Origin of the sequence: Curtobacterium sp. MEB011 (assembly GCF_030209655.1) — a bacterium.
Classification (GTDB): Bacteria; Actinomycetota; Actinomycetes; order Actinomycetales; family Microbacteriaceae; genus Curtobacterium; species Curtobacterium poinsettiae.
In genome coordinates this window covers 264,345-285,892 of record NZ_JARVRN010000006.1, presented here as the reverse complement: position 1 = coordinate 285,892, position 21,548 = coordinate 264,345, and the positions used below count along the sequence as shown (strand labels likewise).

Genomic DNA, 21,548 nt, shown 5'->3' with positions numbered 1-21,548 from the left:
GACGAGTAGCGTCGCGCGCATGGCCAACATCGTCTCGAAGATCGCAGACCAGGTCCGCCCGCTCGGGGTCTCCACGAACTACGGAGAACCCGTCGAGGTCGGCGACCAGACCCTCATCCCCGTGTCCGTCAGCTGGTTCGGCTTCGGTGGCGGCGGGGACGACGAGAACGGTGGCGGCGGTGGCGGCGGCCTGTCGGCCCCCGTCGGCGCCTACGTCCGTCGCCCGGGCAAGGACCTGGTGTTCGAGCCGAACCCGATCTCACTGATCGTCGTGGGCATCCCCTTCGTGTGGGTGGCCGGGCGTGTCCTGCGCAAGCTGGTGCGCGCGCTCAAGAAGTGACCACCTGACGCAACGGGAGGCCCGTGGCGACGCCGCCACGGGCCTCCAGTCCTTCACGCGGTCGCGACCGCGTCTAGACTGCTGGCACACACACGGGAGTCCGGGACCGCCGGGCTGAGAGGGAGCGATCGGCGCTCCGACCGTCGAACCTGATCCGGATCATGCCGGCGCAGGGAGGAGTCAGCAGCATGCCTTCAGGCACGTCAACAACCGTCACCACCGCTCCGCGGCGATCGCTGCGCTGGCGGGTCGTCGACATCGTCGTCGCGAGTGTGCTCGCGGTGGCACTCGGAGTCGTCTTCCGGCTCTGGGAGTTCGGCTACGAACCCATCAGCGCCGTGATGGACCTCGTGCTCCCCGGCACGAAGGCCCTGTTCGGCGGGGTCTGGCTGCTCGCTGGCCCGATCGTCGCGATCGTCGTCCGGAAGCCCGGCGCCGCGCTCTACGGCGAGATGGTGGCCGCGTCGGTCGAGGCGTTGTTCGGCACGCAGTGGGGATGGCTCACCCTCGAGGCCGGGCTGGTCCAGGGCCTCGGCGCCGAGATCGTCCTCGCGCTGTTCCTGTACCGCGTCTACCGCCTGCCGGTCGTCGTCCTCGCCGGTGCCGCTGCCGGGCTCGCGCTCGGCATCAACGACACCGTCCTCTGGTACCCGGGACTCGACGTCGCCTTCAAGGTCGTCTACGTGATCTGTGCCGTCGTCTCCGGTGCCGTGATCGCGGGAGCGGGCTCCTGGCTGATCGTGCGGGCACTCGCCCGCACGGGGGTGCTGTCGTCCTTCGCCGCCGGCCGCGAGCACAGCCGTCGCGAACCCCGCGCCCTGGTGTGACCGTGCCCGCTCCGTCGGTGACGCCCTCCTCTGCCGGTGGCGACGCCGGTGCCGGTGCCGGTGTCGGCGTCCGCGGGGCGCGCATCGTGTTCCGTGGCTGGGGCTGGCGGTACGCGGAACGGGACGCCTGGGCCGTCCGCGGAGTCGACCTGGTCGTCGAGCCGGGGGAGCGCGTGGCCGTCGTCGGACCGTCCGGGGCCGGCAAGTCGACGCTCCTGCGAGCCGTCGCCGGCGTGCTGCCCGACGAACCCGACGCCACCGACGCCACCGCGGCGTCGGTGCAGGGGACACTCCTGGTCGACGAGTCCGACCCCCGCGCGGTCCGCGGGCGTGTCGGCCTCGTCATGCAGGACCCCGAGGCGCACACCGTGATGTCCCGCGTCGGCGACGACGTGGCCTTCGGCTGCGAGAACGCCGGCGTCCCCCGCGACGAGACCTGGGACCGGGTGCGGTCCGCGCTCGACGTCGTCGGCCTCGACCTGCCGCTCGACCGCTCCACCGCGCAGTTGTCCGGCGGGCAGCGGCAGCGGTTGGCGCTCGCCGGCGTGCTCGCGATGCGGCCCGGTGCGCTCGTGCTCGACGAGCCCTGCGCCAACCTCGACCCCGAGGGTGTGGCGCAGGTGCACGACGCCGTCCGGGCACTGCTCGACGACACCGGGGCGACGCTGCTCGTGGTGGAGCACCGGATCGGCACCTGGCTCGACCTGGTCGACCGGCTCGTGCTGCTCGAACCGGCGGGCGGCGTCGTCGCGGACGGTCCGCCGGCGCAGGTGCTGGCGACCCACGGCGAGGCGCTCACCGCGGCCGGGGTCTGGGTGCCCGGTGCCGAGCCGGAGCGCGGTTCTGCGCGAGGGCAGCGTGCGGCGGGACGAGCGGGCGAAATACCCGGGTCGCCCGGCGGGGTGACTGCGGCATTCCGCCCGCTCGGCGAAGGGGCGCTGGGCGAGGGGGCCGGGGAGGCGGGGACCACGGTGCTGCTCGAGACGCGGGGGCTCGGCACAGCACGGGGGAAGCGGCCGGTCGGGAACGGCATCGACCTCGGGCTCCGAGCCGGGCAGGTCCTCGCGGTCACCGGACCGAACGGTGTCGGCAAGTCGACGCTCGGGCTGACCCTCGCGGGGTTGCTCCCGCCGGCAGCCGGTGAGCTCCACGCCACGGACCTCCTGGCCGACGGCATCGGCACGACGCCCCACACCTGGACGAGCCGCGAACTCGCGGCCCGGATCGGCACGGTGTTCCAGGATCCGGAGCACCAGTTCGTCGCCCGTTCCGTGCGCGAGGAGGTCGAAGCCGGCCCCCGCGTGCTCGGTGCTCCCGACGCAGCGGAACGGGCTTCCGCGCTGCTCGACGAGTTCGGGCTCGCACACCTGGCCGACGCCAACCCGTTCACCCTGTCCGGCGGCGAGCAGCGACGACTCGCGATCGCCTCGGCCATCGCGGCCCGTCCGCCGGTCGTCGTGCTCGACGAACCGACCTCCGGGCAGGACCGTGCCACGTGGCAGGCCGTCGTGGGGCGCCTCGGAGCACTCGCCGATGCCGGCACCGCGGTGGTGGCGGTCACCCACGACCGCGACCTCGTCCGGGCACTCGACGCCGACGAGGTCGTCCTCGGGCCGGACGGCGCGCGATCCGTCGGGCGCGACCAGGGACCGTCGGACGCGGCCATCCCGGAGACGGGACCGACAGCCGGGAACCGCCCCGGGCCTCCAGGCCGGACCGCCGGGACGCACCGGACCACCGACACGGACCGGACCGCCGCGACCGACGCGTCGGACCCCACGCGACGACCGCTGGCCGCGCGCGCGACCGGCATCCCCGGCGTCCAGCCCGTCGCCTCCCTGATCGGCGTGCTCGCACTCGGTGTCTGCCTGGTGCTGAGCCTCGACGTCGTCTCGGCCGCCGTCGCCCTGGCGCTCGAACTCGCGCTCCTGCCGCTCCTGCGCCTGCCGGTCCGGACACTGCTCTTCCGACTCGCACCGGTGCTGGTCGCGGTGCCGCTGACGGCGGTGAGCATCGCGCTGTACGGCAGACCCTCGGGTCGGGAGTGGTTCGACCTCGGGTTCGCGCACATCACCGACGGATCGCTGACGCTCGCGCTGGCGACCGCGCTCCGGGTCCTCGCGGTGGGGGTGCCAGCCATCGCGCTCTTCGTGCGGGTCGACCCGACCGACCTGGCGGACGGGCTCGCGCAGGTGCTGCGGCTGCCCGCGCGTTTCGTGCTCGGGGCCCTCGCCGCCGTCCGGATGATGACGCTGCTCGTCGACGACTGGCGACAGCTCGCGATGGCCCGGCGTGCCCGGGGACTGGCGGACTCCGGGAGGCTGCGCCGCGGAGCGACCATGGCGTTCGCGCTGCTCGTGCTCGCGCTGCGCCGGGCGACGACCCTGGCGGTGGCGATGGAGTCACGCGGGTTCGGCGCTCCCGGACGGCGGACCTGGGCGCGGGTCGCGCGGTTCGCCGGGCCGGAGTGGGCGACGGTGGCGGTGCTGGTCGGCATCGGCGTGGTGTCGATCGCCGTCGCGGTGAGCACGGGGACCTGGCGTGCCTGACGCGGAACGTGCCACGGGCACGACGGGCAGAGCCGGCACGACGGGCGGGGCCGGCACGACGGGCGGGGCCGGCACGACCGGCGGGACCGGCACGACCGGCACGACCGCGGGGACCGGCACGACCGCGGGGGACCTCGCCCCGGGCCTCGCTGCTGCTGCCGCCGGTGTCGCCGCCGCCACGGGCCACCGTGCCATCGTGCTCATCGATGGCCGGTCCGGCACGGGCAAGACGACCCTCGGCGCGCAGGTCGCGGAACAGCTCGGAGCGCAGCTCGTGCACCTGGACGACCTCTACCCGGGCTGGGACGGCCTGCGAGCGGCTTCGGACGCCCTGGTGACCGACGTGCTCGGAGCGCCGAGCGGCTACCGACGATGGGACTGGGACGCCGACGGACCCGCGGAGTGGACGTCGGTGGACCCCGACCTGCCGATCGTGGTGGAGGGCTGCGGGGCGTTGTCGCGGGCGTCGGCACCGCTGGCGTCGCTGCGTGTGTGGCTCGAGGCCGACGACGCCGTGCGCTGGGACCGGGCGATCGGACGCGACGGCGAGGTCTTCGCACGCGAGTGGGACCGCTGGGCCGCGCAGGAGCAGGCCTTCATCGCCGCCGAGGACCCGGCCGCCCTGGCCGACGTGGTCCTGCGGACGTAGCGCCCTGCGGCGGCCGCGAGTCACGCGTCCTCGGACAGTTCTCGGGCTACGGAAGGCGAGAACTGTCCGTCAAGCCGAGACTCGGCCCGCGCCCGCGCCCGCCCGCCCCCGCACCCGCGCCGCCCTCCCGCCGCGCCACCGCGCGCGGATCCACCGCGAACACCGCCGCCGCGATCGTCAGCACCGCGTACACCCCGAGGTACCCGCACAGGATCCACGGCGAGCCACCGCCCAACTGCACGAACACCGCGGCCAGCAGCGGCGTCAGCCCCACCGAGAAGGTCGACCCGATCTGGTAGCCGAGCGACATCCCCGAGTACCGCCGCCCGGTCGGGAACTGCTCCGCGAACCACGCCGCCTGCGGGCCGTAGATGCTGTCGTGGAACACGCACATCCCGATCAGCGCCACGAGCGGCAGCAGCACGAGGGGCCCGGCGTCGAGGAACGCGAAGAACGGCCAGATGAGCACCGCGATGCCCACAGCCGACCAGATCGTGAGCACCCGCCGCCCGACCCGGTCGGACAGCCACCCCCAGAACGGCGTCGACACGAGCGACACCGCCGAGATCACGAGCACGGCCTGCAGCCCCGCGTCCGAGCCCGACGGCCCCCGCACGTTGCCGAGGTAGGTCAGTGAGTACGTCGTCAGGATCGAGTACAGCGCCGGTTGTACGAGTCGCAGGCCCGCCGTCACCAGGATCGACCGCGGGTGCTGCCGGATCGCCTGCCACACCGGGAACCGTTCGACCCCACCCGAGGCACGCAGCTCCTGGAACACCGGGGCGTCCTGCACGCCGAGCCGGATGACGAGCCCGACCGCGACGATCACGGCGGAGAACAGGAACGGCAGCCGCCAGCCCCAGGCCAGGAACGCCTCGGTGCCGAGCAGCGACCGCACGAGCGTGAAGACCCCGGTCGCCAGGAGCATCCCACCGGCCGAGCCCATCTGCGTGAACGCCCCGAACAGCCCGCGGTGCCGTTCGGGCGCGTGCTCGACGGACAGCAGCGCCGAGCCGCCCCACTCCGCTCCGGCCGCGACACCCTGCAGTAGCCGCAGGAACACGAGCGCCACGACGGCGCCGACCCCGATGGTCGCGGCGGACGGGATCACCCCGATCAGCGTGGACGCGATGCCCATCAGCACCAGCGATGCGACGAGCAGCTTCTTCCGCCCGATCCGGTCGCCCAGGTGCCCGGCGACCACCCCGCCGAGCGGCCGCGCCACGAACCCGACGCCGTAGGTCGCGAACGACGCGATCACCCCGACCGCGGGCGTGACGGACGGGAAGAACGTCGGTGCGAACACCAGCGCCGAGGCCGTCGCGTAGAGGTAGAAGTCGTAGTACTCGACGGTCGTCCCGATGAACGACGCGAGCGCGACCCGACGACGGGTCGCGCTGGTCGACGGTGCGGCGGGACGGCCGGGAGGCGCGGTGACGGTGGGCTGGCTCGGCATGCCTCAGGAGCATGGTCGCGTCCACTGCGCCGGGGAACACCACGCGTAACGTGAGGTCACGTCGCTGTCGGCGGGCGGTGCCCGCCGACCACGATGGGTCGCATGAGCGATGCACCGAACCGCCCGCTGCGCTTCGCGGCCTTCGTCATGAACACGACGTCGCACATCCAGCACGGCCTGTGGCGGCACCCCGATGCTCGGCAGGCCGACTTCGACGACGTGACGCTGTGGACCGACCTGGCGAGGACCCTCGAGCGCGGCAAGTTCGACGCGGTGTTCTTCGCCGACGTCGTCGGCACCTACGGCCCGGGTCGCGGTGACTACTCGACCAACCTGCGCGAGGGGCTGCAGATCCCCTCGAACGATCCCTCGGTGCTGCTCTCCGCGCTCGCCGTGTCGACCGAGCACCTCGGGTTGGCGTTCACCTCGAGCGTCATCCAGGCGCACCCGTTCGACTTCGCCCGCAAGGTCTCCACGCTCGACCACATCACCCGGGGCCGGATCGGCTGGAACGTCGTCACGAGCGCCCTCGACAGCGCCGCCCGGAACTTCGGCGCCGACCGGCTCGAGGAGCACGACGAGCGCTACGTCTGGGCCGAGGAGTACCTCGAGGTCTGCGCAAAGCTCTGGGAGGGATCCTGGGACGACGGCGCCGTGCTGAAGGACCCCGTCCGCGGCTACGCCGACCCCGACAGGGTGCACCGCATCGACCACCACGGCAAGCGCTACGACGTGCAGGGCCCGCACCTGTCGGCACCGTCGCCGCAGCGGACCCCGGTGCTGTTCCAGGCCGGGTCGTCGCCGGCAGGCCGTGCCTTCGCCGCCCGGAACGCCGAGGCCCAGTTCATCCTCACCTCGAACCGGGACGCCACCGAACAGCTCATCCGGGAGACCCGCGACCTGGCCGAGGCCGCCGGCCGCCAGCGGGACGACATCGCGTTCTTCCTCGGCCTGACCTTCGTCACCGGCTCGACCGAGGCCGAGGCGAAGGCCAAGGAAGCGGAGATCGACGAGTACCTGGCCGCCGACGGGTTCCTGGTGCACTCGAACCTCGGCTTCGACGCGGACACCGGCGAGCCCCTCGACCCCGACACCCCGCTGTCCGAGGTCCGCACCCACGCCGGGCAGTCGCACCTGCAGTGGCTCCGCGAGGCCGCCGGGGACCGCGAACCGACCATCGCCGACCTCGCACGCCTGTCCGCCAAGCTCCGCGCCCGGGTCGTCGGGACGCCGGAGCAGATCGCCGACGAGCTCGCCGACTGGCAGCGGGTGGGCGTCGACGGCGTGAACGTCATCAACTGGACGCTGCCCGGCTCCTACGAGGAGTTCGTCGACCACATCGCGCCGACCCTGCAGGAGCGCGGGCTGATGCAGTCCGAGTACCGCGAGGGCACCCTGCGCGAGAAGCTCTTCGGCCACGCGCAGCTACCGGACTCGCACCCGGCCCGGCAGTGGCGCGGGGCGTTCTCCGGTGGCGCGAGCGGCGTCGCGGACGCGGCCCGTGCGGTGGAGGTGCCCGCATGACGGACGCGACGACGACTGACGGACGCATGCCGGGCCTCCCGGCCGACCGTCTGGCGACCCTGCGCGAACGCTTCGCGCCCGTGTTCGCGACGATCCGCGACGGCGCGGTGGATCGTGAGCTTGCGTCCGGGAAGCCGGGCGACCGGCCGCTGCCGCACGCCGAGGTCCGGGCGCTGGCCGACGCGGGGTTCGGGCGGTTGCGCGTGCCGGAGGACCGCGGTGGGTTCGGCGTGACGCTGGTGGAACTCGCGCACCTGGTGGCGGACCTGGCGGCGGCGGACTCGAACATCGCGCACCTGTGGCGGGGACACTTCGGGTACACCGAACTGGTGCTGTTGCGGCCGCACTCCGCGTCGCGCGACGAGTGGCTCCAGCGCATCGTCGGCGGCGCGATCATCGGGAACGCGACCTCGGAGCGGACCGGGACGACGCTGGCCGACATCTCGACGACCGTGACGCCGTCCGGGCCCGGGGCGGTGCGACTCGACGGCACGAAGTACGACTCGACCGGCACGCTCTACGCGGACTGGATCTACCTGGCGGCGGACCGCGACGGGGAGCGCGTGACGTTCGCCGTCGACGCCTCCGCGCCGGGCGTGACGAGCATCGACGACTGGGACGGTTTCGGGCAGCGGTTGACCGCGTCCGGCACGACCGTGTTCGACGGGGTGTCGGTCGACCCGTCGGTGGTGTCGGCGTACCGGGACGCCCCGCTGTCGCACATCCAGGCCTTCTACCAGCTGTACCTGCTGGCGGTCCTCGCCGGGATCGGGCAGGCGGTGTCCGACGACGCCGTGGCCTTCGTGCGACCACGGACCCGCACGTACATCCACGCCAACGCAGCCGTGCCGGGCCAGGACCCGCAGGTGCTCGCGGTGCTCGGGCGACTGTCGGCCGGCGCGTTCACCGCCCGGTCGCTCGTCGCCGCCGCCGCCGGGCTGCTCGACGGGGTCGTCGCGACGAACGAACCCGGGGCCGGTGTCGACCGCGTGCTGCTCGACGCGGCCGAGAACGCCGTGTACCAGGCGCAGGTCGAGATCGGGCCGCGGGTGCTGCGGTCGGCGTCCGAGCTGTTCGAGGTCGGCGGGGCGTCAGCGGCCGACCGGACGCGTGCGCTCGACCGGCACTGGCGGAACGCGCGGGTGGTGGCGTCGCACAACCCGGCGGCCTACAAGGAGCGGATGGTGGGGGAGTACGCGTTGCACGGGCGGGGGCCGGTGGGGGCGTGGGAGAAGTACCACGAGGTGGGGCCGACGCGGTTCTGAGGCGCGGGTGCGGGTGCGGTGCGGGTGCGGTGCGCGGGCGCGTCGCTGGCCGCTACGCCCAGCCGAGCTCGTGCAGCCGCTCGTCGTCGATGCCGTAGAAGTGCCCGATCTCGTGCACGAGGGTGGTGTGCACCTCGTCCTTGAGCTCCTCGACGGTGTCGCACTCGGCCAGGTGCTGCTTCCGGAACACCACGATGCGGTCGGGCAGCTCGCCGAAGCCGTACTGCCCGCGCTCGGTGGCTGCGATGCCGTCGTAGACACCGAAGAACTCTTCGCCGTTCTCCGGTTCGTCCTCGACGACGAACACCACGTTGTCGAGCCCGTCGACCATCTCGTCGGGGAGCAGGTCGAGTTCGTCGGTCACGAGCTGCTCGAAGGCCTCGGCGGACATCTCCATCACGGGGTCGATGGTCGCACACCCGGCAGGATGTCCTCCTTCCGGAGCAGGTCGAGCAGCGCCGGCGCCGATGCCTGCGAAGCCTCCGGTGTGACGTGGACCGGATCGAAGCGGGTGAGGACGTTCCCGATGAGCAGCGGGCAGGTACCGAACGAGCACCAGAGGGGGGTCGTGTCGAGCACCGTGGTCTCGTCGACGTCGTCGAGCAGGGTGGTCAGGGAACGCATCTGGGCGCGGGCTGTCGCATCGCCTTCTCGGCAGTCCTGTGGCCCCCGGGTGCCGGCGACACAGCCGGTCGGCGCGTACCCCGGCGGGGTGGCGGGTACGACGACGACGCGGCCGACGTGCGGTCGGGCGGCCTCGATGATCCCCTTGACGCCGGATTCGTAGGACTCTCGCGTGATCCCTTCGAGGCTCGGGTCTTCCTTGTCCCAGAACCGGTTCGTCACGACCAGGATGTCCGGGGTCGTCCGTTCGAGCTCGGCGAGCACCTCCGCGTTGTGGGCGGCGCAGGTGTCGACGTCCGAGGTGAGCGCCGTCGTGGAGAAGGGGCAGCCGATCTGTGCGCCGTTCCGGACCTGCACATCGGCGTCGGGGTCTTCTGCGAGCGCTCTCCACCCCGGCGCCGAGAACGCACCGGTGGAGTCGCCAGTGAGCATCACGGACGTCCCCGGAGCGGCGCCCCACGTGCACGAGTCCGCGCGCCAATCGGCACCGATCACCGAGCACCCGAGGGTGGGCGCCCAACTCGAGGTCTTCGTCAGGGAGTCTGCGTAGCCAGGGGCGCTGATCGCCTCGGCACTCGGAGTCAGGTCGTCCGGCCACGATCGCGCGCCCAGCCCTGCTGCGATGGCGTCGGCGCGGGCTTGCAGCGCCGGGAACGAGTCGTCGGCGGCGAGGTCGGTGTCGTCCCCGGCGGCGGGTGCGGCAGCGGGAACCGGTGGGAGCGGCCGGAGCCGCTCGGCGGTTCCCGAGACGGTGACGAGGGTGAGCACGGTCAGCGCGGCCAGCGCGCCGACCTGCAGCCGCAGACGGTGTTCCTGGAGCGTGGCGCGGAGGCCGCGGTGCCGGAAGGCGGTCTCCACCGTTGCGTAGCTCGCGATCGACGTCAGCAGTGCGAGGACGACCGCGATGCCGACGGGAAGCGAAGTGAAGAGGGGCAGCAGGACGATGAACGGCCAGTGCCAGAGGTAGAGCGAGTAGCTCACCGTCCCGAGTCCGACGAGGGGACGCCAGCGCAGCGGTGCCGCTGCCCAGGCCGTGCGGGTGGGTGCGGGACCAGAGCTGGAGCGGGAGCTGGCGCCGGCTCCGGTTCCGGCTTCGGCTCCGGCTCCGGCGACCAGGATGAGCGCGGTACCGAGCGTCGGGACGAGTGCGAGCGGTGCCGGCATGCCGAAGCTCTCCCGCCCGAGCAGGACGGACGCGGCGATCGCGCCGAGTCCGATGACGACCATGCACTCCGCGACCCACGGGCGGACCGACCGGGCACGGTGCACAGCGATCGCGGCGAGGACACCCACGCCGAGCTCCCATGCACGCGTCGCCGTCGAGAAGTACGCGGAGGCAGGGTCGACCGCAGCAGCGACGAAGGCCCAAGCGAGAGAGCACACCGTGAGGCCGCCGATCACGACGGTTGCACGTGCCGAGCGCCCGACGGTTCGATCGTCTCGGCGTGCGCGACGCCCGAGCAGGAGCAGCAGGAGGACCGGGAGCACCAGGTAGAACTGTTCCTCGACCGCGAGGGACCAGAAGTGCTGGAACGGTGAGGCGGCTGCCGTCGCCGCGAAGTAGTCGGTGCCCGCTGCTGCCAACCGCCAGTTCTGCACGGCGAGCACGGAGGCGACGGCATCGGCGGCGACCGACGCGAACCTGCTCGTCGGCAGGAGGACCCAGGCCGCAGCCGTGGTCACGAGGATCACGAGGAGGGATGCCGGCGCGAGCCTGCGCACGCGGCGGGCGGCGAAGGCCCGGAGGCGGATCCGTCCGGTCCGCCCGTGTTCACGCAGCAGCCCTGCGGTGATGACGAACCCGGAGATCACGAAGAAGACGTCGACGCCGAGGAACCCACCGCTCGGCCAACGGAACGCATGGTCGAGGACGACCACGGCGACGGCGATCCCACGGAGGCCCTGGATGTCTGGTCGAAAGGATCGGGTCTGCACTGATCTACAATATACAGAAGTACATATTTTACACAAGACCCGAACATGTTCGCGGAACGACGAAGGCCCCGGTCCAACGGACCGGGGCCTTCGTCTGTTCTTCAGTACTGGGGTGAATAACGGGTCTCGAACCCGCGACCTCCTAGACCACAACCAGGCGCTCTACCAACTGAGCTATATCCACCATGTTCGAACCGGCGGACCGGCGCGACCACTCAATAGTAGTACATGCGGGACGGGGTGCGGACCACCCGTGTCGCTACTCGGCCGTGGGCTGCGCCAGCCGCGACTCCCACTTCGCCACGACGCCGGCCTGCACGGCGCGCACGTCGTCGGTGCTCGGGCCGGGCTCGGCGACGAAGCCGGCGCGGCGGTAGTACTCGAGCTCGCGGATCGACTCGAGGATGTCCGCGAGGGCACGGTGCCCACCGTGCTTCTCCGGCGCGTTGAAGTACACGCGCGGGAACCAGCGGCGGCAGAGTTCCTTGATGCTGGACACGTCGACGCTGCGGTAGTGCAGGTGTCCGTCGACGCGCGGCATGTACTTCGACAGGAACGCCCGGTCGGTGCCGATCGTGTTGCCGGCCAGGGGCGCGGAGCCCTCGGCGGGGACGTGCTCGAGGATGTACTCGAGCACCTGGTACTCGGCGTCCGCCAGGCTCACGCCGTTCGGGATCTCCTCGATGAGGCCCGAGGTGACGTGCATGTTCGTCACGAACTCGTTCATGTTGTCGAGCGCCGACTGGTCCGGCTTGATGACGATGTCGAACCCGGGGTGCACGGGCTCGAGGTCGAAGTCGGTGATGACCACGGCCACCTCGACGAGTTCGTCGACCTCGAGGTCGAGGCCGGTCATCTCGCAGTCGATCCAGACGAGGCGGTCATTCGCGGTTGCCATGTCCTCGATCCTATTCCCGCCCTGCGTGCCTCCCGTACGGGCCGCGGGCGCGGGGGGCGGCCGTGCGTGCCCGCGCCCGTGCCCGTCATCCCGTCGGCCCGTTCCGTGGGTCCGATCCGCGAGCGGGCGAAATGCCCGGGTCGCCCTCCGAACGCACCCGGGTATTTCGCCCGCTCGTCCGGGACACGAAGCGCAGGCGGTACACGCGACCGGCTGGAGGACCGTCACGACCCCGGCAGGCCGCCCCGCGCCTCCAGTCAGCTCGTTCCACCCCGCCTGCCGCGGCGCTCCCGCTCGGACTTGCGTCCCCACCACGAGCGGGCGAAATGCCGCGGCCGCTCCGCCGGCGGGCACGGCATTTCGCCCGCTCGCCGACGACGGCGCTCCGGTTGCTCCGTCACGCCTTCGCCCGCTCGCGTGCTCGCGTCCAGCCGAGCGGGCGAAATGCCGGGCCCGCTGGGCGGACGCACCCGGATGTTCCGCCCGCTCGGCCGCGACGTGAGCCGACAGCACTGCCGGCGACCGCCTGGAGGCCCGTGGCGACCCCGGCGGGCTGCGTCGCGCCTCCAGGCGGTTCGTTCCACCCCGCCTGCCGCGGCGTTCCCGCCGGCCGCTCGAGTCCTCCGCGAGTGGGCGAAATGCCCGGGTCGCCCTGCGGGCGAACCCGGGCATTTCGCCCGCTCAGGGGGAGAGGGGAGTGAGTGCACGGGTGTACGGGGAGCGGGCGCGCAGATGCACGAACGGGCGAAATGCCGGAGTGCCCACGGGGGACACCCGGGCATTTCGCCCGCTCGCGGAGAAGCGGGAGAAGCGGGGCAGGCGGGAGAATCGGGGCGAGCGGGGAGCGTCCGCGTGGCGGTGGACCCGCCCCGCCCCTAGACCATCTCGCCGGCGGTGATCGCCTCGGCCTCGACGCGCTCGGGCTCGGCACCGTCGTCGACGCGGCGCAGGACCTTGGTGGTGCAGAGGATCACGACGAAGGCGACCGCGACGGACGCACCCGCGAAGACGTACGCCGCCGAGGGGGAGTACTCGTCGGCGAGCAGGGTCGCGACGGGCGGGGCGATGGCGCCGCCGATGAAGCGGACGGCGGAGTAGGCGCTCGAGGCGACCGAGCGGGGGAGGTCGGTGGCCTCCATGACGCACTCGGTCAACACGGTGTTCAGGACACCGAGCACGAGGCCGCCGATGACGACGCAGATGATCAGGCCCACCTGCGACCGGACGACGAGCGCGGCGGCGAACAGGTCGAGTGCGAGCAAGGGCAGCACGATCTTCAGCACGGTCGTCCTGCGGAGCCGGGCGGTGAGCATCGGGGCGACCCACACCGACGTGATGGCGAGGCCGACACCCCAGCCGAAGAACGTGAACCCGATGCCGAGCGCGCCGAAGCCGAGCGGGAACGGCGTGTACGCCAGCAGGACGAAGAAGCCGATGTTGTAGAACAGCGCGGTCGCGGCGAGTGCGGCGAGCGCGGGACGACCGAGAGCGCGGAACGGTGCGGAGAGCTTGGTGGGTGTGGGCTTCTCGAGACTGCCGGTCTTGAGCAGGGCGACGATGGCGATGAACGCGACGGCCATCAAGGTGGTCACGCCGAAGAACGGGCCGCGCCAGCTCACCGAGCCGAGCAGACCGCCGACGAGAGGGCCGACGGCGATGCCGAGGCCGAGCGCTGCCTCGTACAGGATGATCGCCGAGGCGGTGCCGCCCGACGCTGCCCCGACGATGGTCGCGAGCGCGGTGGAGATGAAGAGCGCGTTGCCGAGGCCCCACCCGGCGCGGAAGTCGATGATGCTCCACACGCTGTTCGACGTCGCGGCGAGGACCGAGAAGACCACGATCAGGGCGAGTCCGATGAGCAGGGTGCGCTTCGCGCCGATGCGGCTCGAGACCCAGCTCGTGAAGAACATCGCGACACCGGTGACGGCGAGGTAGCTCGTGAAGAGCAGCTCGGTCTGCGCCGGGGTCGCCTTCAGGGACGCGGCGATCGCGGGGAGGATCGGGTCGACGAGGCCGATGCCCATGAACGCGACGACGCAGGCGAAGGCGATCGCCCAGACCGCGGACGACTGCTTGAGTATGGAGCCGGACCGGCCGGCGGGTGCGTGGGCGTTCACGCGGGGATCTCCGTTCCGTTGGGGGTTGTCCGGGTGCGCTGGGCGATCAGGTCCGCCGCATGGTGCAGGACGTCCCAGTCGTCGTCGGTCAGGTCGGCGAACAACGGGCCGACCGTGCTGGTGAGGGTGGAACGCCAGGCCGCGAGCCGGTCGCGCCCGGCACCGGTGAGTTCGATGAGCTGCCCGCGGGAGTCGCCGGGGTCGACGCTGCGGCTGACCAGACCGTCGGCGAGCATGCCGGCGACGAGCCGGGTCATCGTGGGCTGCGCCACGCGCGACGCGGTGGCCAGCTCGCCGAGCCGCAGGGGCTCGTCGGTCTCGAGGATGCCGAGTGTGCGCCAGACGGCGGTGGAGGACGTGTTGCCCGTCGACTGGACGGCGCGGCGGATCAGGCGGTTGACGGAGACGAGGAGGGTCTCGATCGTCTGCTCACGCGGTGTTTCCATAGCGGAACTATATAGCGATGCTATGCATTCCGCAACGGCGGCGACCGGGGCGCAACCGGCGAAGACCGCCGTGCAACGTGCGAGGGCCGCCGCGCAACCGGCGAGGACCGCCGCGCAAGCACGGGCTGAACAGGCTGCCCCAGCCGCCGCCTGGTAGAAGGGACGCATGAGCGACATCACCATCCACGAAGGCGACGAGTACACCGCGATCTTCCACGGCGGCCCCTTCGACGGCACGACCGACACCCGCACCGCCACGAGCGACGCGCTGGACGACGAGGTCACGGTGTTCGCCGACGTCGAGGGCCTGCAGACGGCCTTCACCTACCGCGCCACCAAGTCCCGCCAGGTGCTCGACCAGATCTCGGTCGAGTTCACCTACGAGCCGAGCGAGTCCGACCCCGTGGACGACCTGCAGGACCGCGGCGACCGCAGCGGTGAGTTCGACCGGGAGTAGAACCCCCACCCGCCGCGTTGCAGGACCACATGCAGCTCGATCTCTGGACGTCCGCCTTCTGTGCGCCGTGCGCCGCCGCCCGCAGGGTGTCGGCCGAGGCCTCGGCGCTCGTCCCCGGGCTCACCGTGACCGAACACGACGTGGCGGCGCACCCCGACGACGCGGAAGACCTCGGTGTCCGGTCCACGCCCACGATCATCGTGCGGCAGGACGACGGCACCGAGGTCTTCCGTTCACCCGGCGTCCCGACCCGGGACCAGCTCCTGCTCGCGGTGGCCAAGGCGGTCTGACCGAGCCGCTGCCGCGGCCGTCCCAGCGGCGGCCCCCGACGCGGGCGCAGCGGCGCGCCCTCCTGCGCGCTGCGACGTCGGCGCCGACACCACGACGGGCTCCGGCGGATCGATCAGTGCCCGCATGCGCCGAGCCAGGCGCTTCGCACTCCGGATCGGCGCCCCGATGCCCAGCGCGACCAGCCCGAGCGGGCTTCGATCGGCCCCACCGAGGGCGTTCTTCCGCTCCCACGCACGTCGCAGCGCCCCACCACGGCTCCGCCGAGCCGGTGCCCGGTCCACCAGCCTCCCGGCGTCCCGTCGGGCCATGAGGTCCACCAGTCGGCGCTGCCAGTCGTCCTCGGCGGCCGGGTGGAAGTAGTTGTCCCGCATCCACTCCGGCCGGACGACCCCGAACCGGCCGTCGACCAGGTCGACGGCGTCCCCCTCGAGGCCACTCCCCACGAACACCTCGTTGATCAGGTGCCGACCGATCCCGAAGTCGGTGAGCGTGAGCGCGGGGACACCCCGGGCCGCAGCCTCGAGGACGGCCGTCGAACTGATCGTCACGAGTGCCACCGCGCGGTCGAGGTGGTCGGCCATCGGGCCGCTCTCCACCACCAGGTTGGCCGGGGCGTCCGCCGGCACCAGGTCCGGGTACGGGTGCTCCTCGCGGTGCGTCTGGTGCTCGCCGGCCGCGGCGCGGGTCTTGATGACGACGCGCCACTCCGGGTGCGCGCGGGCCGTGTCGACGAGCCAGCGCACGACGAGGGCCCGGTCGGCCCGCTCGAGCGGCACACTCGGCTGCGCCGCGAAGACGACGGAGTCGCGGACGGGCGCGCCCGTCGCGCCGGTACCGCCGGTCGCGCCGGCACCCCGGGCGAACGGCAGTGTGGCGAGTGCGAAGTGCGGCTCGACCCCGCCCTCGCGCGCCAGTTCCTCGTACGCGCGCACCTCGCGGTGGCTGTGCAGCACGAACAGGTCGGCCCGGGCGCGGAAGAAGATGCCCTTCCACTTCGCGGGGAACGAGATCCCCGGCAGCCCGGACACCAGCACCGGCCGGTCCGGGATCCGCCGGTGCACCTCGTCGATCACGAGTTCGGCCACGGGCCCGATCAAGGACACCAGGACGGCGTCCGGCGGGTCCTGTCGGAGCTCCTCGACGGCGGCGTCGACGTCCTTCGGTGCGGGCGGTTCGCGGTGCAGGTGGGCGAGTCGTCGGTCCAACCCGCGGAACGCCGAGCGCAGCTGCTTCGGACTGGCCGACCGCGGGGTCGCCACGGTGCGCAGCTCCAGGTCCCAGTCGGCGGGCGCGGTCGCCAGCAGGTGGGCGCCCCACTTCGCGAACGAGTCGGTGTCGACCAGGCCGACCACGCGTCGGACGCGTGGTGGCGCGGCGGACGGGAGGCGCGCCTCCCGTCCGCCGGTCGACCCACCGCCGTCAGCCGGCACGTCCAGGGCGCGGGTCCCGTCGACCGGGCCGGTCACGTGCGCGGTGCTCACGTGCGCTCCGCTCACGCGCCGACGCGACGCAGCTTCGCGAGCGGTGCCTGCTCGCCGGCGCCCGGATGGGGACTGCATGCGCTCACGCGCCGACGCGACGCAGCTTCGCGAGCGGTGCCTGCTCGCCGGTGCCCGGATGGGGACTGCATGCGCTCACGCGCCGACACGACGCAGCTTCGCGAGCGGTGCCTGCTCGCCGGGGAAGATGCGCTTGACGCCGTCGCCGAGGGCGGTCTCGATGATGCGGATGTCACGGGCGAGCGTCTTCAGACCGTGCGGCTCGAGGGACGCGGCGTGGTCGGAGCCCCACATCGTGCGGTCCAGCGTGATGTGCCGTTCGACGGCCGTGGCGCCGAGGGCGACCGCGGCGATCGAGATCTGCAGGCCGGGCTCGTGGCCGGAGTAGCCGACGGGGACGCCCGCGTACCGGTGGGCGAGCGTGTCGATCATGCGGAGGTTCGCCTCCTCGGCGGGCAGCGGGTAGGTCGACGTCGCGTGCATGAGGACGAGGCGGTCGGTGCCGAGGGTCTCGACGGCGGCGTCGATCTGCTCGAGCGTGGACATGCCGGTCGACAGGATGACGGGCTTGCCGGTCGCGGCGACCGCGGCGAGCATCCCGAGGTCCGTCACCGACGCCGACGCGATCTTGTAGGCGACGACGTTGAGGTCCTCGAGGAAGTCCACCGACGGCTCGTCCCACGGCGACGCGAACCAGTCGAGACCGCGGAGGGTCGCGTGGTCACCGATCTCGATGTACTGGTCGCGGTCGAACTCGACGCGGTAGCGGTACTCCAGGTAGGTCATGTCGCCCCACGGGGTGCTGCGCGGGGTGTTCTTCATGTGCTCCGGCGTGGAGATCGCGGGGGTGCGCTTCTGGAACTTGACGGCCTGCAGGCCGGCGTCGGCAGCGACGTCGATGAGCTGCTTCGCGATGTCGACGTCGCCGTTGTGGTTCAGGCCGATCTCGCCGATGAGGTAGGCGGGGTGGCCCGCGCCGATCGTGGACGTACCGATGGTGACGGTCATGGTGCTCCGTTCGGTGCGGGGGTGGCCCGCGTCGGGGATGGGTCTCGGGTCGTGGTGGGTGCGGGGGCAGGGGCGCCGACGCGTGCGTGGCCGTGGCCGGGGGCTTCGTTCCGCGCGCCGGCGAGGGCTTCGGCGAGGGCCAGGTCGGCCTCGTCGTCGATGTCGATCGCGCCGGCACCGTCGACGACGGCCAGCTCGACGCGGCCGTGGAACCGGTGCCGGTGCTCGAGGAACCCCGACGTCCGCATCACGTAGAACGCGCCGGTCTCGCGGAACTCCGGCTCACGGTCCTGGCGGCGCGGTCTGGTCGCAGCGTCGTGGTTGACCGCGACCGCGGTGCCGTCCGGCGCGGTCCGCCACAGGAACGCGTGCGACGCTGCGGCCGCGAACACCGCGTCGGCGTGCCCGTCGACCACGCGCGCGACGGCGGCGTCGAGGTCGGCCGGGTCGATGAACGGCGAGGTCGCCTGCAGGAAGACGAGGACCTCGGGCAGTGGCGTGCTGATCGCGTCGAGGACGTGCAGCAGCGCGGACTCGGACGATGCCTCGTCACCGGCGAGCTCGGCCGGACGGCGGACCACGGCGGCACCGGAGGCGACCGCCTCAGCGGCGATCGCGTCGCCGTCGGTCGTGACGACCACCTCGTCGATACTCGCGGCCAGCCGAGCCGACTCGACCGCACGACGGACCAGCGAACGACCCGCGACGGTGCGGAGGTTCTTGCCGGGGATCCCCTTCGACCCGGCACGCGCGGGCACGACGGCGAGGACGGAACCGGTGGTGCGCATGCTCCGGACGCTACGAAGCGCGGGTGTCCCGGAGGGGAACGGAGAGCAGACGGCGGCCGACCGTTGGGCAACCGCCGGATCTGGTCACGGCGCTACAATCGACGCTGCTTGCCTCCGTAGCTCAGTGGATAGAGCAGGTGGTTTCTACCCACCGTGCCGCGGGTTCGATTCCTGCCGGGGGCACCGAAGACGAACAGGGCCGCCATCCTGTGCGGATGGCGGCCCTGTTCTCGTCGCTGTGGCGTCGTGGCGGCTGTTACTCGTCGTCGTCCGCGGCGCGGCGCCGGAGTTCGGCGGCGCTGATCGGCTGCGTGTACGGCGCTTCCGATGTCTCGTTCGCGTCGGCCGGTTCGGCGGGGGCCTGGCCCAGACGCGTCGGGACGGACGTGGTGTTCGTCGTTCCGGGGGTCTCGACCCGGGGAGCCGACGCCGGCGGGACGTCGTTCGCCGGTGTGCGGTTGACGTGCGCCTCGGCTGCCGTGGGCGTCGCGACGGCGCGGTCGGTAGAGGACGGGCGGTCGTTCCGCGGTGCGCGGTCGGTGTCGCCGAACGCACGGGTGGCGCTCGCGCCGCCGAAGGCACGGGTGGCGCTGGCGTCGTCCACGGCCTCGGTTTCGTCCGTGCTGCGACGCGGGGTGGAGCGTGCGGGTGAGGTCGGGGTGCCGAGCGCCGGGCGCACCGGCGGCGCAGCCTCGTCGTCGCCGTAGACGCGGGTGGTGTTCTCGCCGAAGGAGCGTGTGGCGTTCGGGTCGGTGCTCCCGCGGTTCTGGTTCGTGCCGGCACCGCGGTTCACCGAGAACGACGGGGTCGTCCCACCGGTGGATCCGGCGGCTGCGGTTCCGGGCGCAGCCGCACCGGCAGCGGGCGAACCAGCAGCGGGTGCGGTGGCTGCCGGGACCGAAGGCGCTGATGCGGGGCGCTGCGCCGGACGCAGCGAGGTCGTCGTCGGGGTGGCGCGCTCGACCGGAGCAACCGGGGCCGGGGCCTGCGCCTGGGTGCGCGGGGCCTCGCCCTGGTCGGCGTTCCAGTCCTGCTGGCGCTTGATCAGGTCGGCGTCGGGGTCCGGAGACTCGAACTTCCAGCGCTCGAGGTCGGCCTTGAAGAGCTTGCGCGCACGGCTCGGACGTGCCTGCCAGTCGAGCAGGCGGTCACGGAACTCGGCGAGGGACTGGTCCGCCTGGAAGCTGAACGTCGACGAGTTCTTCTTGATGTCGGCGATCTCGTGCTGGGCCCAGTTGGCGGCCAGCGGCGCACCCTGCACGGCGAGCAGGCGCAGCCGGATGTCGGCGTCCTCGGCCAGGTGGTCGGCGTAGGCGCGCTCGTCGTGTCCGAGCGATCCCCACGCGGCAGCCTTGCGCGCAGCCGTCAGGATCGCGGCCACGGCCGCGTTCTTCGATTCCCGCTCCTGCAGCGCCACGACCCGCTTGGTCGCGCTGCGCCCGATGAGCGCCGCGATGACACCAGCCACGACGATCGCGACGAAGGGGATCACAGCGCCCGAGAGCACCCGCCACCCCGTGTCGGACGAAGTCCAGTCGGTCAGGTCGTTCCACCAGTCCATGTGCGCACCATACCCACGGGACGATCAGGCGTCGGGGAGGTCGGACGGCGTTCCGCGCATCCCAGCGCAGATGATTCCAATGTGGAACATCATGACCAGCGCAGGGTGTCCACGGCGTCGTCGGCGGACCAGACGCTCGGCAGCTCGACGAACCGGCGCTCGGTCGCGACGTACCGGCGCGCACGGTAGGCGGTGTCGCCGGCGACGTCGATGCGGTCGACGTAGCCGACGATCTCACCGTTGGCCCGGGTCACGCGGCTCAGGTCGTCGCGGACGTCGAGGATGCGGTAGTCGCCCCGGGCGCGGGCCAGCGGGACGGTGCGGATCCGCAGTGCGGGTTCGGTGATGGTCTGCATCGCTGGCCTCCTGGTCGGTGTGGTGCCGACGCTACGGGGGACCACCGACACGCCGAGGGGTGCCGTCCGATCTGGGGAACAGGGTCTCCGCGCACACTGTTGTGGAGGAACGAGTGGGCCGCACGCGTGGCCCGGAGAGAGGGTGTCGTCATGACCACGTTCGTGCTCGCAGGTGGATGTTTCTGGTGTCTCGACGCCGTGTACCGCACGCTCCAGGGTGTGCAGGACGTGGTGTCGGGCTACATCGGCGGACAGGTCGACGACCCGTCCTACGAACTGGTGTGCACCGGGACGACGGGGCACGCCGAGGCGGTCGCGGTGACGTTCGACGAGTCGGTGATCCCAGCCGAGGTGATCCTCGACGTCTTCTTCACGCTGCACGACCCCCGTCAGCTGAACCGGCAGGGCGCCGACGTCGGCACGCAGTACCGCTCGGCGATGTTCCCGGCCGACGACGCGCAGCGCGAGCTGTTCGAGCGCGCGATCGAGCGGGCGTCGGACATCTGGGACGGCGGGGTCGTCACAACCATCGAGCCGCTCTCGACGTTCTTCACGGCAGAGGAGTACCACCAGGACTTCTTCGCGAAGAACCCCGGGCAGGGTTACTGCCTCGCGGTCGCGCTGCCCAAGGTGAACAAGGTCCGGAAGGCCTACAGTCAGTACATCCTGGCGTCCTGACCCCGGGGCGGCAGGGCCACGAGGAGGTGGTTCGAACATGACGGACAACACGGGAACCTGGGTCGCCATCGGTCCGGCCGGAGCAGTGGGAAGCATCCACCGCGCGGCGGACGGCTTCGAGGTCGAGCTCTACGGACGCCGACGGGCGGGCGGGCCCTACCCGTCCCTCGAGTCCGCGAAGGGCGCGGTCCACGCCGCGCTCGGACCGTTGGCCGCCCGGCCCGAGTTCCGAGCGCACTGAGCGGGTCCGGACAGGAGGCCCGGGGGACTCGTCCTCCAC

Annotated in this window: 21 protein-coding genes, 2 tRNA genes and 1 riboswitch; of the genes, 11 read left to right on the top strand and 12 right to left on the bottom strand. The window is 72.3% G+C overall.

Going from position 1 to position 21,548, the window contains the following annotated elements:
* The first annotated feature begins 19 nt into the window (after positions 1–19).
* The 4 genes from QRN30_RS08610 to QRN30_RS08595 all read left to right on the top strand — a co-directional run bounded on the left by QRN30_RS08610 (position 20) and on the right by QRN30_RS08595 (position 4,365).
* Positions 20–340: a hypothetical protein gene (locus QRN30_RS08610; RefSeq protein WP_027464636.1), complete on the top strand. Its 321-nt coding sequence runs from the start codon at positions 20–22 to the stop codon at positions 338–340.
* Positions 341–422: 82 nt separating this feature from the next.
* Positions 423–534: riboswitch (TPP riboswitch) on the top strand.
* On the top strand, positions 529–1,167 hold the full coding sequence (locus tag QRN30_RS08605; RefSeq protein WP_056071483.1) for an ECF transporter S component: 639 nt from the start codon (positions 529–531) through the stop codon (positions 1,165–1,167). (Overlaps the previous riboswitch by 6 nt.)
* Before the next feature lie 17 nt (positions 1,168–1,184).
* Positions 1,185–3,716, top strand: coding sequence for an ATP-binding cassette domain-containing protein (locus QRN30_RS08600; protein WP_284760892.1), 2,532 nt, complete (start codon positions 1,185–1,187; stop codon positions 3,714–3,716).
* Positions 3,709–4,365 (top strand): nucleoside/nucleotide kinase family protein, encoded by a 657-nt coding sequence (locus tag QRN30_RS08595; protein ID WP_214585636.1) that lies wholly within the window; start codon positions 3,709–3,711, stop codon positions 4,363–4,365. Before QRN30_RS08600 ends, QRN30_RS08595 begins: the two co-directional genes overlap by 8 nt.
* Before the next feature lie 46 nt (positions 4,366–4,411).
* Here QRN30_RS08595 and QRN30_RS08590 read toward each other — a convergent pair whose 3' ends face one another.
* Positions 4,412–5,821 carry an MFS transporter gene (locus tag QRN30_RS08590; protein ID WP_284760891.1) on the bottom strand — a complete coding sequence of 470 codons (1,410 nt, stop codon included), beginning with the start codon at positions 5,819–5,821 and terminating at the stop codon, positions 4,412–4,414.
* A 102-nt stretch (positions 5,822–5,923) separates the two neighbouring features.
* Here QRN30_RS08590 and QRN30_RS08585 point away from each other — a divergent pair, with 102 nt between their 5' ends.
* Both QRN30_RS08585 and QRN30_RS08580 read left to right on the top strand, forming a co-directional pair.
* On the top strand, positions 5,924–7,345 hold the full coding sequence (locus QRN30_RS08585) for an LLM class flavin-dependent oxidoreductase (RefSeq protein ID WP_259496445.1): 1,422 nt from the start codon (positions 5,924–5,926) through the stop codon (positions 7,343–7,345).
* Positions 7,342–8,610: an acyl-CoA dehydrogenase family protein gene (locus tag QRN30_RS08580; RefSeq protein ID WP_284760890.1), complete on the top strand. Its 1,269-nt coding sequence runs from the start codon at positions 7,342–7,344 to the stop codon at positions 8,608–8,610. Before QRN30_RS08585 ends, QRN30_RS08580 begins: the two co-directional genes overlap by 4 nt.
* A gap of 52 nt (positions 8,611–8,662) precedes the next feature.
* Here the strand turns inward: QRN30_RS08580 and QRN30_RS08575 are convergent, their stop codons facing one another.
* From QRN30_RS08575 to QRN30_RS08550, 6 genes are all read right to left on the bottom strand, one after another.
* Positions 8,663–9,007 carry a metallopeptidase family protein gene (locus tag QRN30_RS08575; protein ID WP_284760957.1) on the bottom strand — a complete coding sequence of 115 codons (345 nt, stop codon included), beginning with the start codon at positions 9,005–9,007 and terminating at the stop codon, positions 8,663–8,665.
* Positions 9,007–11,169, bottom strand: a complete 2,163-nt coding sequence (locus QRN30_RS08570; RefSeq protein ID WP_284760889.1) for an acyltransferase family protein — start codon at positions 11,167–11,169, stop codon at positions 9,007–9,009. Before QRN30_RS08570 ends, QRN30_RS08575 begins: the two co-directional genes overlap by 1 nt.
* Positions 11,170–11,277: 108 nt before the next feature.
* Positions 11,278–11,353: transfer RNA gene (locus tag QRN30_RS08565), tRNA-His, on the bottom strand.
* 75 nt (positions 11,354–11,428) lie between these two features.
* Positions 11,429–12,067 carry an oligoribonuclease gene (orn, locus tag QRN30_RS08560; RefSeq protein ID WP_274007123.1) on the bottom strand — a complete coding sequence of 213 codons (639 nt, stop codon included), beginning with the start codon at positions 12,065–12,067 and terminating at the stop codon, positions 11,429–11,431.
* 875 nt (positions 12,068–12,942) lie between these two features.
* The gene (locus QRN30_RS08555) at positions 12,943–14,184 is read right to left on the bottom strand and encodes an MFS transporter (RefSeq protein WP_284760888.1); all 1,242 of its coding nucleotides are present in this window, start codon (positions 14,182–14,184) and stop codon (positions 12,943–12,945) included.
* Positions 14,181–14,630, bottom strand: coding sequence for a MarR family winged helix-turn-helix transcriptional regulator (locus QRN30_RS08550; protein WP_056071463.1), 450 nt, complete (start codon positions 14,628–14,630; stop codon positions 14,181–14,183). The genes QRN30_RS08555 and QRN30_RS08550 overlap by 4 nt, the downstream gene beginning before the upstream one ends.
* A gap of 166 nt (positions 14,631–14,796) precedes the next feature.
* On the opposite strand from QRN30_RS08550, the gene QRN30_RS08545 reads away from it, so the two are divergent.
* Both QRN30_RS08545 and QRN30_RS08540 read left to right on the top strand, forming a co-directional pair.
* Positions 14,797–15,087, top strand: coding sequence for a hypothetical protein (locus QRN30_RS08545; RefSeq protein WP_017886051.1), 291 nt, complete (start codon positions 14,797–14,799; stop codon positions 15,085–15,087).
* A gap of 29 nt (positions 15,088–15,116) precedes the next feature.
* On the top strand, positions 15,117–15,377 hold the full coding sequence (locus QRN30_RS08540; protein WP_259552035.1) for a thioredoxin family protein: 261 nt from the start codon (positions 15,117–15,119) through the stop codon (positions 15,375–15,377).
* Here QRN30_RS08540 and QRN30_RS08535 read toward each other — a convergent pair.
* The 3 genes from QRN30_RS08535 to QRN30_RS08525 all read right to left on the bottom strand — a co-directional run bounded on the left by QRN30_RS08535 (position 15,321) and on the right by QRN30_RS08525 (position 18,673).
* A complete protein-coding gene (locus QRN30_RS08535; protein WP_284760887.1) occupies positions 15,321–16,874 on the bottom strand; it encodes a DUF6716 putative glycosyltransferase in 1,554 nt (517 codons plus the stop codon). The two genes, QRN30_RS08540 and QRN30_RS08535, sit on opposite strands and share 57 nt — an antisense overlap.
* 138 nt (positions 16,875–17,012) lie before the next feature.
* Entirely contained in the window at positions 17,013–17,885 is an 873-nt protein-coding gene (locus QRN30_RS08530; protein WP_017886049.1) for an N-acetylneuraminate synthase family protein, read from the bottom strand.
* Positions 17,882–18,673, bottom strand: a complete 792-nt coding sequence (locus QRN30_RS08525; RefSeq protein WP_071252240.1) for an acylneuraminate cytidylyltransferase family protein — start codon at positions 18,671–18,673, stop codon at positions 17,882–17,884. The genes QRN30_RS08530 and QRN30_RS08525 overlap by 4 nt, the downstream gene beginning before the upstream one ends.
* 110 nt (positions 18,674–18,783) lie before the next feature.
* On the opposite strand from QRN30_RS08525, the gene QRN30_RS08520 reads away from it, so the two are divergent.
* Positions 18,784–18,856: transfer RNA gene (locus QRN30_RS08520), tRNA-Arg, on the top strand.
* A gap of 73 nt (positions 18,857–18,929) precedes the next feature.
* Here QRN30_RS08520 and QRN30_RS08515 read toward each other — a convergent pair.
* The gene (locus tag QRN30_RS08515) at positions 18,930–20,234 is read right to left on the bottom strand and encodes a hypothetical protein (protein ID WP_284760885.1); all 1,305 of its coding nucleotides are present in this window, start codon (positions 20,232–20,234) and stop codon (positions 18,930–18,932) included.
* Between the two features lie 89 nt (positions 20,235–20,323).
* Positions 20,324–20,590 carry a hypothetical protein gene (locus QRN30_RS08510; protein ID WP_017886047.1) on the bottom strand — a complete coding sequence of 89 codons (267 nt, stop codon included), beginning with the start codon at positions 20,588–20,590 and terminating at the stop codon, positions 20,324–20,326.
* A gap of 150 nt (positions 20,591–20,740) precedes the next feature.
* Here QRN30_RS08510 and msrA point away from each other — a divergent pair, with 150 nt between their 5' ends.
* Both msrA and QRN30_RS08500 read left to right on the top strand, forming a co-directional pair.
* Complete coding sequence (msrA, locus tag QRN30_RS08505) at positions 20,741–21,268, top strand: peptide-methionine (S)-S-oxide reductase MsrA (protein WP_042538560.1); 528 nt, start codon at positions 20,741–20,743, stop codon at positions 21,266–21,268.
* A gap of 37 nt (positions 21,269–21,305) precedes the next feature.
* On the top strand, positions 21,306–21,509 hold the full coding sequence (locus QRN30_RS08500) for a hypothetical protein (RefSeq protein WP_017886045.1): 204 nt from the start codon (positions 21,306–21,308) through the stop codon (positions 21,507–21,509).
* Positions 21,510–21,548: the final 39 nt, after the last annotated feature.

What these genes read in the sequence shown, in the direction of transcription:
- QRN30_RS08540 (WP_259552035.1), top strand. Translation starts at nt 15,117, where the DNA reads ATGCAGCTCGATCTCTGGACGTCCGCCTTCTGTGCGCCGTGCGCCGCC.
- QRN30_RS08545 (WP_017886051.1), top strand. Translation starts at nt 14,797, where the DNA reads ATGAGCGACATCACCATCCACGAAGGCGACGAGTACACCGCGATCTTC.
- QRN30_RS08575 (WP_284760957.1), bottom strand. Translation starts at nt 9,007, where the DNA reads ATGGAGATGTCCGCCGAGGCCTTCGAGCAGCTCGTGACCGACGAACTC.
- QRN30_RS08525 (WP_071252240.1), bottom strand. Translation starts at nt 18,673, where the DNA reads ATGCGCACCACCGGTTCCGTCCTCGCCGTCGTGCCCGCGCGTGCCGGG.
- QRN30_RS08605 (WP_056071483.1), top strand. Translation starts at nt 529, where the DNA reads ATGCCTTCAGGCACGTCAACAACCGTCACCACCGCTCCGCGGCGATCG.
- QRN30_RS08550 (WP_056071463.1), bottom strand. Translation starts at nt 14,630, where the DNA reads ATGGAAACACCGCGTGAGCAGACGATCGAGACCCTCCTCGTCTCCGTC.
- QRN30_RS08530 (WP_017886049.1), bottom strand. Translation starts at nt 17,885, where the DNA reads ATGACCGTCACCATCGGTACGTCCACGATCGGCGCGGGCCACCCCGCC.
- QRN30_RS08515 (WP_284760885.1), bottom strand. Translation starts at nt 20,234, where the DNA reads ATGGACTGGTGGAACGACCTGACCGACTGGACTTCGTCCGACACGGGG.
- QRN30_RS08580 (WP_284760890.1), top strand. Translation starts at nt 7,342, where the DNA reads ATGACGGACGCGACGACGACTGACGGACGCATGCCGGGCCTCCCGGCC.
- QRN30_RS08500 (WP_017886045.1), top strand. Translation starts at nt 21,306, where the DNA reads ATGACGGACAACACGGGAACCTGGGTCGCCATCGGTCCGGCCGGAGCA.
- orn (WP_274007123.1), bottom strand. Translation starts at nt 12,067, where the DNA reads ATGGCAACCGCGAATGACCGCCTCGTCTGGATCGACTGCGAGATGACC.
- msrA (WP_042538560.1), top strand. Translation starts at nt 20,741, where the DNA reads ATGACCACGTTCGTGCTCGCAGGTGGATGTTTCTGGTGTCTCGACGCC.
- QRN30_RS08510 (WP_017886047.1), bottom strand. Translation starts at nt 20,590, where the DNA reads ATGCAGACCATCACCGAACCCGCACTGCGGATCCGCACCGTCCCGCTG.
- QRN30_RS08585 (WP_259496445.1), top strand. Translation starts at nt 5,924, where the DNA reads ATGAGCGATGCACCGAACCGCCCGCTGCGCTTCGCGGCCTTCGTCATG.
- QRN30_RS08610 (WP_027464636.1), top strand. Translation starts at nt 20, where the DNA reads ATGGCCAACATCGTCTCGAAGATCGCAGACCAGGTCCGCCCGCTCGGG.
- QRN30_RS08590 (WP_284760891.1), bottom strand. Translation starts at nt 5,821, where the DNA reads ATGCCGAGCCAGCCCACCGTCACCGCGCCTCCCGGCCGTCCCGCCGCA.